Consider the following 14354-nt stretch of genomic DNA (forward strand, 5'->3'; position numbering starts at 1 on the left):
CTGAAACTCGATTAATTCCTGTTCCAGCTCGGCAGAGTAAACTGTTCGATAACGACCATCAAAGGCTATCCGTGAGTCGGGAAACGTCTGCCAGATCACATACTGTGCCCAACCGTAGTCTGTTAATATATTCCCGGACAGCTTTTGATCCTGGAACACTTCAATCGTCGCGACAGGCATGCCCGGTGCTCTGCTTTGGGTTTCGACTCCAATTTGCCAGGGAAGTATCGATTCTTTCCCGAGTTGTACTACCGTATGGAGACCAAACCCGCTGATGACAAACATGGTAGAGATGGCTAAAAATAAACGTAACCTAACACGTTCTGGCCCTGACCACTGCTGAATCAGCTGAGGAAATAACCTTCGGATCGCATCAGAAACAGGCTGCGCTAATAAAATAATAACAGCAATCGCCAGTAAGGCGACATGTCTGATATGACTGACAGCCTGATAAGCCACTACCACGATCAAGATCAGATCGATCCACTGCCATTTTTTCGAACCGAAAAATGCCAGTGCAATCAGCAAAAAAGGAATATAATACAACAACGCCTGCTGTGCTTCCCAAAGTGGTTGCCACTCACGCACAATCTGTTTTGTAATCAGATGATCCCACAACATCTGATGTAAGCGAACACCATAAGGATTAATCAGCGTCACAGCCCAGCTTAGACCAATGGCCGTTCCCAGACGGAGAAAATCTCTCTGTTGATAGTTGGATCGATAAACGCCGTATCCCATCCACAACAGAACAATCCCCTGTATTCCAACTCCCGCCAGAAAACCTCCATGTGAGTTGGCCCACAACAGCATCACTATTGGTAAATACCAGATCGACTTTGACTGAGGGCGATCGAGATAATGCCTGAGCAGTAACAGTGTCACTGCAAAACAACCAAAGGTAACCAGTTGCGGGCGAACGAATACCACAAACTGTGAAAGACAAAAAGCGGAATACACCAGCAATAAAATTGCGGCAGCAAGACTTGCCCTGAATTTTCTTAAGGCGATCCAGGCGGGGATAAAAATCACCAGTAACCAGAAATTACGCCAGAACCAGAGCCCGAGATCACCAAAATTGCTCCATAACCATCCAAATGTCAATTCGGAAAACCATTCGTGATTCACCCAGACCGCGCCCGGTTCGGTATAACAAAATGGATCGGTATGCTCTACCAGTACGTGTTGCTCAATCGCCCGTAGACCATACAGCGTGTGTCCCCAGAGATCGGGGTCAGCAATCGTGACCGTGCAGATAAGAAACAGGCAGGCACACCAGACCAGGCCAGTGCAAAACCACCATTCGCGATCACACATCTTCCATTCTGTGGGAATTTGCTCTAATTCAGTTCCCTGCACAACTCATCCTCAATAGCATCTCGCTGGCACCACTCTGAACCTTCAACATCAGAGGGGCAAGAGCATAATAAAAAAAGATCTGCACATAATTGCACAGATCTTTATTTGTTTCAATTTTAACATTCAGCCAGTCAACTCAATCCAGCAGAATGATTCCTACTTGCTTTTCAGAATGTCTTCCAGACTTGGAAGAGGAGAATGAATTGGCCCCAAAGTAGGAAGACTCTCACCATTTGATGGGGATTCTTCATACGAAGTCAAATCAATTTGTTCATAAATTCGAAGGAACATTTTATGAGAATAAGGTGCCTTCGGATCGCCACCAAGAGCGACTACTTCACCCTTTTGTCTCAAAATATTCGAATAGTTGTAGGGACGAAAGTAATAATATCCATGATAGACTGGTGTGTACGCGTAATGCGGATACATTTCTCCCGTCGTTGTTATATTAAACCAGCCTCGCTTCTTAAGCTGGCAACAACCATTACAGAAACTACTTCCGCAAGCGTCACAAATACCATTGTTTCCGCTTCCACTCTGGCATAAACCAGCCCCGTTTCCAGCCATACATGAATGGGCTGCAGGATAATTACATTCACCCGACGTTAACGAGATTGTTGCCGGAGCACTGACAGTATCTGCAGTTATCACTTCACCATCGTACTGCCAAACACTTAAACCGATGAGCAATGCAAAACTCGCATTCATGGGACCACCTTTTATATTCTTACGTTGTTTTAACAAATACTTGATACAACAACTTAATTAGTTAAGAAAAACGGTGAGTGACAATTTCGTTTCACTCTAACACATAGAACACAATGTCTCTCACCATTGCTCGTTTTCGACAAAATACTCGTCAAAGGTAAAGTAGAATATAAGAAAAATCGATAACTTATGAAAAATTGCATAATCTGGGTAACAACGCACATTTCTTATAAACCTCCCGTACAGGTTTATCCGATATGACTGTTGCGATGGGTTTTTTATGAACACATTGTTTCGCAGGCATCTTATGTCTTATTTGAATTATGCCACATACCAGTAAAATCTGACCTTTCTTTTTCACAGGTTTGGATTCATCTTAAAAGGTTTGATCATCAAATAAGACGAAATCGACAAATTGAAATCAGTTCCATTAAACGTGGTTTAATGAGAATTATGGACTCCATCATAAATTGCTAACTCCAATTTCTCATAATTGAAGACCAAAGGATTGGGAGACAAGTATGTCTATAAACACCTCTTGGAAAAGACGCACTATGCTGGCATTAGCTTGTGGTGTAGTTATCACAGCCTCGCCTGTTACTGCACAGGTGCCACCAGCTCCTCCTGTTCCAGGAAAAATTAAAACACAAAGATTTAATTCTGGTGCTGCTAAAAAACGAACGCCAGTCGTAAGTACTCGAACAAAAGAAAAAGTTCATCAGCTTGTTGATCGAATTTATGAATCGGAAGTTGAACTTAGCGTTCAGCAAAGGCATTCAAAAATTCTTAAAATGAAGATGAGCATCTTCCGAGTCGCGATTGCAGATCCATCAAAAATCGAAGTCGTTGCCTTCGGTGCCCAGGAAGTGGAAGTCATCGGAAAAGAAACCGGTACGACAACAATGACACTTTGGCTGGGTGAAGAAGCAAATCCCCAGATCTTAAGTGTACAGGTCAAAGTCGAAGGTGATAATTCCATCGAAGACTTGCGTCGAATGGAATATGGTGAATTCCAGAAGATGATTAACGAGTTCTTTCCGAACAGTAAGGTTCAGTTAATCCCCTTCGCTGATAAGTTGATCGTTCGCGGTCAGGCACGCGATGAACAGGAAGCAACTCAAATCATTTCGATTATTCGTGCTCGCTCCGGATCAGATGGAAATCTAGGAGGAGGCGGAGGTGGTGGCTCACTGTTTGCAAATGGTCAAGCGGCTGATCCTTTTCCTGATGGAGCCATTCTACCGGAATCAACCGTCGTTGACATGTTGAAAGTGCCAGGCGAAAAACAAGTGATGCTGAAAGTACGTATCGCTCAAATAAATCGCTCTGCTGCTCGAAGCGCCAGTACAAACTTAATTGTTGACTCGGGAGATTTCGGTTGGAGCCAGATTTTCACGGGAACTGCCAGTAGTCTTGCCGGAGGTGGAACAGGATTAGTAACCGCGTCACTTACCAGTGATGAAGTCGATCTGTTTATTTCTGCACTTGCTCAAAATGGATATGCAAAAATTCTTGCTGAACCAAATCTGGTAACCATCAGTGGTCGTTCGGCTAACTTTATCTCCGGTGGTGAATTCGCAGTGCCAACCGTTGTTGGTGTAGGTGGTGCTCAGGCTGCAACGACTACATTTAAAGGCTTTGGTACTCAACTTTCATTCCTGCCTACTGTACTGGATAAAGATCGTATTCGATTACAGGTCACACCAACATTCAGTTCCATCAACCCGGCACTTTCAGTGAATGGAATTCTGGGATTGAATACACAATCAGCCAGTACAACAGTTGATATGCGAGAAGGACAAGTTTTTGCAATCGCTGGATTGATTCAAGAACAACAACGCGGCGATTTAAACAGAGTACCATTCATTGGAGATATCCCTCTGGTAGGTCCACTGTTTTCAAATAAAGCTGTCTCACGAGACGAAACAGAACTGATCATCCTGGTCAGTCCAGAACTGGTACATCCCATGGAAGCAGAAGATGCTCCTACTGTTCTACCTGGTATGGAAGTAACCGAACCAGGAGATTGGGACTTCTTCTTCTTAAACAATATTGAAGGCAAGCCAGATGTGCATCACAGAAGCACTGTCTGGTATATGCAGAAAAAACGGATTCACCGACAGCAGAAAGATTTTCTGCACCAAACAAAATCTGATAAATACTATATCAATGGTGACTACGGATTCTCTGACTAACACTAATTATTATTTCTTTGCCAGGTGATACTTATATAATTCCAATCACACTCATTTTTATGATGTGAGAGAAATACAAGGAAGTAACCGATGTCTATACAACCCAAAATTGCATGTTTGCCTGCTATTGTATTAGCAGCAATGCTGGTCAGTGGTTGCCAACATAAACAAAATCAGGCCCAGATCCCATATGATTCTGCTGCACCACTTGGAACCATCAGTGATGACATTTGGCAAAAGCAGGAGGAAAACGGTGAAGCCTCTGACTTCGTAATTCACGAAAGTGAATTTGTCGGAACGACTGCGAAACTGAATGCTGCTGGCGAAGACCACATCAAACAAATTGCAGTACGTATGATTTCAACCCCATTCCCGGTTGTCGTTGAGCCCAGCTCTATGTCTGTGAAAGAATCAGATGAATATAAATATCCGATTCACGGAAACGATGACTTGGATTTGCATCGACGAAATGTCATTGTCAAAATGCTTCAAGCCATGAATGTACATGATGCGGACGAACGCGTCGTTGTATCTCCAGCGTTTACTCCAGGTTTTGAAGGCTTTGAAGCCTATCGAGCATATTCCAACGGATTCAGAAACCGTGGAAACGGCGGCGGCGGCGGCGGCTCCTTCGGAGGATTCGGCGGCGGTGGACTCGGTGGCGGCGGCGGTGGAATCTTTTAATACCACAGGAATTCGCTAGATAATCATCATATAGTGGACGGGTTCCTGGGAATCCGTCCACTTTTTAATGACATTGGGATCGAACATCAAATCCCAACGGATCTATTACAGGACATGCAAAAAAAGACTTTTCAATATTCAGAAGTGTCCTCCTCAAAAATAATTCGATAAGTGTGGCACTCTCCAACTCATCAGTCAGCAAAATGCCAGGAACAGAATAATGAACAACAAAGGATTGTCTTGTTCAACTGTGATCCTTATCATCACAATCACATTCCAGGGATGTACGCAACTTGGAACGCAAGTTGCAAAAGTTAAATCGGTGATGCCCGGGCAAAAGCAGCCGGAAAATATCATTGCAGCTGCCCGTTCTTATGAAAAAAAACATGAATGGCTGGCTGCCCGTAGCGAATACGAAAAATATTTGAATAAGAATCCCACAAGTGTCAAAACCTGTCATCGATTGGGAATTGTCTGCTCACATTTGGGAGACACCGTTGCCGCCACGCGTTATTTCACACAAGCCAGACAGCTTGAACCGAATAATTCCGAAGTGCTAAATGATTTTGGATTCGCTTTATTTAAACGAGGACAATATCAGGCTGCAGAAAAAGTATTCTCTAATGCCTTACAAAATGATGCCAACAACGAACGCATCATGAATAACCTCGCATTGACAGTGGGGCATCAGGGACGATTCAAAGAAAGCTTCTCTATCTTCCGCAATATTATGCCTGCAGCAGAAGCACATGCCAATCTCGCCTACATTCATACACAAAGAGGCGAGGGAGAATTAGCGCTAAGTGAATATGATTTGGCGCTAACTGCAGATCCAAATCTGGAACGAGCAGGCATGGCAGTCGCGGAATTAGTCGAAATGAAAAACTTGACAATCGCAAGACAAGTCAAAAAATCCGACCAGCAACTGGCTACCAATAAAGTCGTTCCCAAAACGCAAACAAAAACTAAAATACAACCCGAAAAACAAAATATACAACTGGCACGTTCGAAGCGATCGGTGCAGACAAAACCATCACAAGTGCCAGAAAAAACCGTAGAGAAAACCGTCCCGATTATCAGAGAAAAACTGATTTCGCAGGCTTCCATGAAAAAAGAAAGACTGATTCCAACTCCACGAACAACACTTCCTCAGGCGAAATCCAAGGTAGAAGAAGAGGCTCTGGAAATCAATTCGTTCCGGACACTGGATGAACTCAACCAGGAGGAAAAGTCGGTGATCATTCGGATTTCAAACGAAGTCAGTCAAAAAGAACCCCTCTTCCGTTCTCCTCGCGAATTAACAAGTACAAAAAAGTAGCCAACCAAATCCTGGAATTTTGCGTTCAATGCGTAAACAACGACCAGGATCTCGCCCGTCTTAATCTACCCTGTTCGGCGAATACCAATTCCAGTCACTCCTGTCATTTCACGCGTGCTTCAATTGATTTTACAGTGGAAGCAGCTTGAAACTGAAAATTTTTGTTATCGGTACTACTGGAAACTTCTTCGATTTTTTTCAGGCTTTTTTCTGTCCCGATCTCTTTGAGAACTCGAAAAACGCTCACCAGTGTTAGAAAATTTGAGGGATCAAGTTGGTCTAAGACAGCATCTTCCGCATCACTACCATATTCGATCAATTTTTTTGATGCATTATGGGATTTAATTGGTACTTTTAATAATTCTGCAATCGCCTTAATCCCTTCCGGACTCTGATGCTTCAAAATCGCATCCATCACATTTTCTGATCCCAAAATGTTCACTTCAGGTAACAGCTCAAATAATGCGGGAAGATCACCCTTTGTTGACCAGACGACCAAAGCCTTAGAAGCATCTGCGACAACCGTGATATCTTTACTATTCAATACTCCAATTAATATTTCAGAGACTTCCGGATTTTCCTGCTTCGGTTTTGCCTGGCTTAATTTTTGTAAAGCAGCTTTACGTTTGAGTACATTTTTTGTAGCCAGATCAGTAAGAATCTCTTTCAGGTCAGCATCAATGTTTTCGGGGATCTCAAATTTCCCCGCTGCTTCACGTTTTTTCATTTCTGCGAGATGCTTCTGCTGCAAAATCTCCTGATCTGCCTTGTACTTGGCGAGTTCCTCTTCCGTGAATTGTTTTGAATTAATGGTAATTGGAATTTTATGAACTGATGCCTCGGACCGACGAAACATCGTGTAGTTCAGATTGAGACTTTTAACGCCCCCCTGTTTCTTGTCAAATTGAATGGTTCCCGTTCCCGACAATTCGACTTCGGGACTGCCATCAACGGTTGAAACAGTACGGTAAGAATGTTTGACGGAAATGGTAGCTTCATCAGCGGTCTGTCCCGTAATCCTATAGTCAGTTACCTGTTTGGCACCCATCGTTTTTTCAATATTAGCCCCGCGGAATGGCCGTGGTATACGATCTGACGAAATAATGGAAATACTAGTCTTTTCACTTTCAGACCACTCTGATTTCCCTTCTGCAGAAAGCGGAATTAAATTGATTTGAGACAAATGCCCGATCAGATAGGGTAGCAGTGAAGACCCTTTCACCGTATCGATTTCCCCATAACGATTCAGGCTTAAAACATGGGCCTCACTTGCCCCCCGGATGTTATGTGACAGCCCCGCAAAAGGACTTCCCAGACGGTGCATTCTCATGGGAGGCATCAAGAACCGTTTCGTTTTACTCTTCGTTGCAGAATTCAATTTCCCTGAACAGCGCACAGAAAAACCATCCGCATTTGATTTAATGACTTCATATTGTTCAACGCCGCTTAATAATTCGGAATAATTTTCCTTAGAAACGTCGATCTTGACCTGATAGGCAAAACGTTGACCTTCCTCCCAGGCGTATTTGAGTTGCACTGTCTCTGCTGCAGAGACAGAAATCTGCATAGCCAGAGTCAAAGAAAAACCGAGGAACATGACCGTAAGAAAGCGATTCCTGATTCGAAGCATCTGAATGAGAACGAAAAACACAGAGTGCAATTGAAATCCGGGCAACATAGAGATCTCCTCAAGAATGTACTAAAAAAAGATTCCAGCAGATTTATCAGGCAACATATCTCATCCAGTATAAAAACCTGCAATTCAATTGCATCATAAAAATAGGGATTTTCGAAGTTTAACCTTTGATTAACCAGTCAACGGCTGAATTCTCCCTGTTCGCTTTTTCGTTGAACATCTCCACTTTATTAAGCAAACCAGCCGAATTGTAAGTTGCTTGCACCAGTTTAGGAACTACCGCTGAGTCCCCGGCAATCCAGAGCGCCGCAGGCTGGCACAACGATAATAAGCCATTCACATCACCGTATTTCACAGCCCCTGGCCATAATCTGAGATCGCGAATTTGAGTAATCTCTGCAAATCGAAATCCGCCAGTATCGACCGCTAACTGATCAATCAATTCCGGCGAATGCGCACAGGCGGCAGCAGCCCGAACTCCGGAAAAACCAAAACCAACCAGACTGATTGATTGCGGATTGCTCTTGTGATTTTTGGAAAAACAGAGCACATTCAAAACATCATGTACCTGTTTTGATAAAACAGGGTGATTGTACCCCAAAGTATAACCGGCAAATTCGCGAGGATTCTTAACAACAGGCATCTCTGTAGGTGCGGGCTGACTCTGATTGAAATCACCCTGATACAACACATCTATTCCAGCGACTGCCGTTCCCGCTTCCACTAGACGTTGAATCGGTGCAGCCAAAGATCCATCTTTCTGAAGTAATCCCGACTTCCCTTGATCGTGTAACCAGATCACCACTTTCTGATTCCATTGATTCGGCAGCAAGAACAGAGCTGGCGTCGCTTCTCCATAGCGCTCATTTTTGAGCAGCGTATGATATTGACGAAATCCCTGCTTTTCCTCTTCTGAAATATTTTCTACCTTCACATCATCAGCTTCAGGGAAAGTGCGCCCCACCATCACTTCGACTGCACCTCCTACTATTTCTCGATATTTCGCCAGGCTCGTACTATCTTTCGGTGTAAGACGTTTAATCTGATCTGCATTGTTTCGCGCTAATGAATGTAAAATTTTCATCTCCGATTGCTCATCACTCGGAGGACCCGGATACTTTTTGCTCCAGACAGTTAACTCTTCGCGAGTTAATGGTTGAAAATCGGGTTCAATGATGGGGCTGGTTTTTCCTAATTTGAAATGCTGATTGAAAAACTCATACATCATCGCACGGCTGACATAATTATAATTATGCGGGAAAGGATAATATTTCCCCACCACATTCTCAGGAACTCCCATCATTTTAAAATGCTGTTTGAGTTCCGGGAGCCCTTTGGTTTCAATCTCTTTAGTCCAGTCATTCGCAGCAGACATGCCTATCGGACGAGGGGCCAGTAAGGCAGCAAATTCGATATTCCCTGTATCGATCCGTAAATACGTCGCGTTTTCACAAGTGCAGCCTCCCTGCATGGCCGTTGAAACCATCACCGCTGGAAACGCAGCGGAAATTCGATCATCAATAGCTGCCAGAATAAATGTTTGTGTCCCGCCACCACTGGCTCCAGTAATTCCAATCCGTTTCGTATCAACTTCAGGCATTGAACTCACCCAATCGAGAGCGCGAATTGAGTTCAACGTTTGTAATCCCAATGCATTGATCAAACGCAATTCGGATTGCGCGCTGAATAAGCCCCAATTCTTCTCACTCGACATCGCCGGTCGTTGCTTGGCAAAGCCGTGTATCAATTTGTTACTCAAACTGAATCCGTCTGCATAACCCAACATATCATAATGAAACACCATACAACCCATCCGCGCCAGTTGAACACAACGCGCTTGCAGCGGATACCTTCCCCCGACCTCATATTTCTCAGCACCGGCCTTAATATCTTCTTTAACGCGTTTTTCCCCACTGTCATGAAAACGACCTTGTGCAAAATGACCATGTGGAGAGAGAATCATAGGAAACGGCCCCTGCTTCCCTTTGGGACGATACAAATTCCCGGTAACAAATAGACCCGGAGAACTTTCAAAAAATACTTTCTCGACCGTGTAATCATCGCGGTCCACTTGACCATGCAGAGTGGCTTCGATTTTCATTTTTTCAGGCTCTGGCCAGACACCAGCGGCGACTTTAATTTGCCGTTTCACATACTCCGCACGTTCTCGCCATTCTTCGGGTGATTCACTCGGCTTAAAGGGGAAATATCCGCTGAGATCTTTTAATTCTCCCAGTCGACTATCATCGAATTCTGGAGTCCCGTCGGCAGCAAAGAGGCTTCCTGTAGCGGCCGTCGTATTGACCACACCTGCCGACAACAACGCCAATCCAATATTTTGCAAAGCTGCCCTGCGATCCATTGAAAATGGCTCATCATTCTGGAACATTCGTCTCCCCGCTTTCTTCAAGAGTGCATTTAACGAAATCGTTTCAGCCCAAATTCTAATTTAATGAGCCTGAATCCTGGCGTAGTTTATAGTATGACTGATAATTCATACCGAAATCTTAGTTTAAAAAGACTCATCCAGTCTAACCATAATGCCTTCACCGATTCCAGCCTGAGGACATCTTTTTGGCGACACAGATAATTTTTCTCCGTCTTTAAAAACAGCCTATAAAAAACAGCTCATTCCACCATGATCCGCCGAGCCAGCTAGGGGAAACAATCAAACCTCTAATCATTCCCGCAGCGAAACGAAACGGGTTTCCTTTTTGCATCGCACGCAATCATCGACTCCACATCGACTGAGAATCTTTTCCCTCAATCGAAAATCAAAAGAACCATTTCTCGACGGCCCCGTATCCATTGCTGCCCCCCCCGATCTGTCACCTTGATTTACCAGTGTCAATTTACCACTAAGAAAACACCACTGAAAAAACTGAACTTGACGCTATCCCGCCCATCGCGAATATGCGTCGCGCGCGAAATGCGTTTTTTGCCCACTGCTTTTCGATAACACTAAATCTCTCACTACTATAAAAGTGACTGTGTTTTGAAAATCTTCACCTGAAAATTCCTCACCAGTTCCCAATGTCTCGTACTTTCTCGAAGCCGTTCGACGACTTTTCGAAAGAAATGCACTACCAGTCGAGTATTCCTCGCATGCTCTCCACGCTACCTCGAAGCTCAAAATGAACTTGACCCCTGGTTGCCCATCCAGAAGATTGACCCTGTGCGTTATCAAGTGGAAACACCAGCAGAAAAACACAGGAAACCAGTTCATGAATACTTTCCTTTCTAATTCCCAACCCCAACAACGCGTGACAAAAAAACAACGAACATTAATCTTACGGCTCATTAAAAAAATGATTGGTCTCGGAAGGTATTCTTCCGAAATCAAAACCGCCTACACATTATAAGCAGTAGCCACCCAGCCCCCGACATGAAAATCCGGAACTGCATAAACTTCACACGATACACAGTAAGTAGCGACTGTATTGATCAATCAGAAAATCACCAGTGTTGATGAAGCGGGTCATGCGGTAGCGTGCTTCATCGTGAGTCGCCTCTGATGAATTGAATTCGTACAAGCCGACGATTTCGACACTGTTATTATAGCTGGACTGGTTGGTACGGACGCCATCAATGACTTCGTAGTTGAGGTTGCCCCATTTGTCCTGCTCCATGAAACTGGCACCACCGGCACTGGAGACGATATTGAAACCATCGCCTGAGCCTGACATCTGGAAGTGGTAACCGTTGTTATTGATGAGCAGTTCGGAGATGGCGCGATCGGTGATCGTGCCATCGATCATGGTGATGTCTTCTGTGCCGATTGAGGTGGTACCCCCGTCAGCGGACATCCCGAATGTTCCCGACAGGCCACTGCCATTAGCCGAAGGGCATTAGCCCCGGTTTTTATACCGAGATGTGCAAAAACCGCGGCTAACGCCGTGCGGCTGATGTGGGGCGATTTCCTCAGCCCCAAAAATACTGCGAGCGATGTTATGTGAAAAGGCCGATCGTTCGCGTTCGGTCAGAGGAAAGTTCAAAGGCCAGCGAAGGACGCATGCCAGCAGAGAAGTTCCAGTTCTGACGAAATAGTTTATAATTTCTTCTAGAGCGTTCATGTGTGTCTCGTGGGAAAGCTGCTTATAATCTTGAATTCAATGATAAAAAACAACCAAACCTGGAATCAAAATCTTCTTGCCTCTTGACAAACTTCAAGACAGTCGCTGACCCCTTTAGTGTCCACAAACAGGGCAGATAACGGTCTATTTTTCTTTAACTTGTTCCATTTGTTTCATTATCTCACCCCCTCAGTGGTGAAGGAATCTCAAAGTACCGATGCCTCGCTGGACACATTGAACAAGCCGGCTCAACCACTAAGTAACCCTTATAGCTACAGGTTTTGCAAACTTCAGAAAGCATTATGTATCCATCAAATGCTGAGTCTTTCGTTCCAACGCCATTGCATTGACGTTCTCTTATGGGAACGTGTACACTGAATTCATCTTCGGGGCCGGGTTTCTGTCTTTGAAGTGAAATCCCCTTGAATTGACCGGTGATAGACAGAATTAATTCTGCCTATCACATAGTTAGCCAAGAAATAGAAACAATATGGACCGTGCCACAATAACCGCGAAGCAGCGCGACGCTATTCTCAGCCTAGAGGAGGATCATTTCGGCGATCTCAAGGCCAAGGAAATCGCACCAGCCAAGTTGACGCGTTCCGTCTCAGCTTTCGCGAACTCGAGCGGAGGCGATATATACATTGGCGTAGACGAGATCAACAAACGAACGAAGAAGCGCAAATGGCGAGGTTTCACCGATGTAGAAGAGGCCAATGCTCACCTGCAAGTGATCGAGAACATGGCTCCGTTAGCGAATCACTATATTGCGACTTTTCTCGAAATAGAGGATGAAACTGGACTAGTGCTCCAAGTTCAAGTTCAGAAGACTAAGGACATTCTCGAATCATCCAACGGCACCCCTTATGTCAGAAAGAGCGCTCAGAACCTACCAGTCGAATCGGAGGAGGCGCTGGCGCAACTGAAGCTAGACAAGGGGCTAAGTACTTTTGAAGACGATACGGTAAACACCGATGTGGCTGATGTTACCAACTCTGCTCCAATAATTGAGTTCTTGATCAATGTGATTCCGACCGCAGAACCGGAGGTGTGGCTGAGAAAACAAAAACTCATTGTCAATGGTCTGCCTACGGTCGCAGCTGTTCTGCTCTTCGCCGAAGAACCCCAAGCAATCCTTCCAAAGAGGTCTGGGATAAAAATATTTAGATACAAAACGAAAGAGGACGAGGGGGATCGTGATACACTCGCATTTGATCCTCTTACAATTGAAGGGCCACTCTACGATCTCATTTATTCCGCCGTTGAGAAGACCAAAGAACTGGTTGAGGACATCAAGAAAATGGGTGCAACAGGTCTCGAAGAGGTCGAATATCCCGAAGAGACCCTGCATGAAATTCTGACCAATGCGATCCTGCACAGAGACTACAGTATTGCGACCGACACTCAGATTCGTATCTTCGACAATCGCATCGAGATCCAAAGTCCAGGACGACTACCCGGACACATTACTGTCTCCAATATCCTTGAACAGCAGTTTGCACGGAATCCGAAGCTCGTAAGACTGATCAATAAGTTTCCAAACCCACCGAACAAAGATGTCGGAGAGGGCTTGAATACAGCGTTCAACGCGATGAGAAAGTTGCGTTTGAAAGACCCTGAAATCATTGATCAGGAGAACAACGTGTTAGTCCACATCCGTCATCAAAGCCTGGCTTCCCCCGAAGAAACGGTGGTAGAATACTTGGAAAACAATGACGAAATCACCAATCGAGTTGCCCGCGAGATCACCGGCATCAAATCAGAGAACACCATGAAGAACGTGTTCATTCGGCTTAATAAGAAGGACGAGATTGAGCCGGTGCCGGGTAAGTCCGGCTTTCGGTCGGCATGGCAAAAAAAGCGCTAACAAGACGTCGATCCTAACGACTGACCCGCTGCGAGTCGAAGGCTTTATGACCATTCAACCATTAACCCAGAAGTCGGAGACTAAAAGGGGTCAAGTCTCATTACTATCTTTCTTTGGCAAATAAGTGAGCGTCGTCTTGAGTAAAACCTCGGACACGAGTCATTCCAGATATCTCGCCCGATTGCTCCCAACGGTATACCGTACCAAATTCCGCCAAGCGAAGTGGAAGGTCGCGGTAAGAACGCATTTGTGAGGCATAGAGTTTGATGTGGTGTGGGCAATTCATCGGTTTGAGCATATATCCATCGATGTCTCCACTCTTCATCAAGTTCGAAAGTTCACCACAGGTACATCCTTCATCAGCAAGTTTGTTCATCAATTCACGCTCGACAAGCGGCGGGTATTGTGAATCTTGGTAATAGGGGAAGTGGCCTGAAGTGCGGTATAAATCAAGTTTTCCAACATGGGGTGTAAAGACTTGAGAATAGCCTTGGCGGCGTAAATGGAAAGAAAT

The 14354-nt window shown here is 44.7% G+C and carries 10 protein-coding genes and 1 pseudogene; 5 read left to right on the plus strand and 6 right to left on the minus strand.

The features are described 5' to 3' along the window. Both Q0668_RS22245 and Q0668_RS22250 read right to left on the minus strand, forming a co-directional pair. Nucleotides 1-1359, minus strand: a 1359-nt coding sequence (locus tag Q0668_RS22245; RefSeq protein ID WP_298868717.1) for a hypothetical protein, incomplete at its 3' end; no start/stop codon positions are given. A gap of 156 nt (nt 1360-1515) precedes the next feature. Further along, nucleotides 1516-2067: a hypothetical protein gene (locus Q0668_RS22250; RefSeq protein ID WP_298868719.1), complete on the minus strand. Its 552-nt coding sequence runs from the start codon at nt 2065-2067 to the stop codon at nt 1516-1518. Between the two features lie 521 nt (nt 2068-2588). Between Q0668_RS22250 and Q0668_RS22255 the strand changes: the two genes are divergently transcribed. The 3 genes from Q0668_RS22255 (at nt 2589) to Q0668_RS22265 (ending at nt 6264) form a co-directional block, all read left to right on the plus strand. Beyond that, entirely contained in the window at nt 2589-4262 is a 1674-nt protein-coding gene (locus Q0668_RS22255; protein ID WP_298868721.1) for a pilus assembly protein N-terminal domain-containing protein, read from the plus strand. 90 nt (nt 4263-4352) lie between these two features. Continuing rightward, nucleotides 4353-4946 carry a hypothetical protein gene (locus Q0668_RS22260; RefSeq protein ID WP_298868723.1) on the plus strand — a complete coding sequence of 198 codons (594 nt, stop codon included), beginning with the start codon at nt 4353-4355 and terminating at the stop codon, nt 4944-4946. A gap of 220 nt (nt 4947-5166) precedes the next feature. Further along, a complete protein-coding gene (locus Q0668_RS22265) occupies nt 5167-6264 on the plus strand; it encodes a tetratricopeptide repeat protein (RefSeq protein ID WP_298868725.1) in 1098 nt (365 codons plus the stop codon). 103 nt (nt 6265-6367) lie between these two features. Here Q0668_RS22265 and Q0668_RS22270 read toward each other — a convergent pair whose 3' ends face one another. Both Q0668_RS22270 and Q0668_RS22275 read right to left on the minus strand, forming a co-directional pair. Beyond that, a complete protein-coding gene (locus Q0668_RS22270; RefSeq protein WP_298868727.1) occupies nt 6368-7942 on the minus strand; it encodes a hypothetical protein in 1575 nt (524 codons plus the stop codon). A 118-nt stretch (nt 7943-8060) separates the two neighbouring features. Continuing rightward, entirely contained in the window at nt 8061-10262 is a 2202-nt protein-coding gene (locus Q0668_RS22275) for an acetylxylan esterase (protein WP_298868729.1), read from the minus strand. Nucleotides 10263-11124: 862 nt separating this feature from the next. Here Q0668_RS22275 and Q0668_RS22280 point away from each other — a divergent pair. Next, entirely contained in the window at nt 11125-11262 is a 138-nt protein-coding gene (locus Q0668_RS22280; RefSeq protein ID WP_298868731.1) for a hypothetical protein, read from the plus strand. 48 nt (nt 11263-11310) lie between these two features. Here Q0668_RS22280 and Q0668_RS22285 read toward each other — a convergent pair whose 3' ends face one another. After that, the gene (locus Q0668_RS22285) at nt 11311-11706 is read right to left on the minus strand and encodes a hypothetical protein (protein ID WP_298868733.1); all 396 of its coding nucleotides are present in this window, start codon (nt 11704-11706) and stop codon (nt 11311-11313) included. A 757-nt stretch (nt 11707-12463) separates the two neighbouring features. Here Q0668_RS22285 and Q0668_RS22290 point away from each other — a divergent pair. After that, complete coding sequence (locus Q0668_RS22290; RefSeq protein WP_298868735.1) at nt 12464-13840, plus strand: ATP-binding protein; 1377 nt, start codon at nt 12464-12466, stop codon at nt 13838-13840. Between the two features lie 118 nt (nt 13841-13958). Here the strand turns inward: Q0668_RS22290 and Q0668_RS22295 are convergent. Beyond that, nucleotides 13959-14354: pseudogene (locus tag Q0668_RS22295) on the minus strand (aminoacyl--tRNA ligase-related protein); the annotation flags it as partial.

Source organism: uncultured Gimesia sp., from assembly GCF_937910335.1.
GTDB lineage: Bacteria > Planctomycetota > Planctomycetia > Planctomycetales > Planctomycetaceae > Gimesia.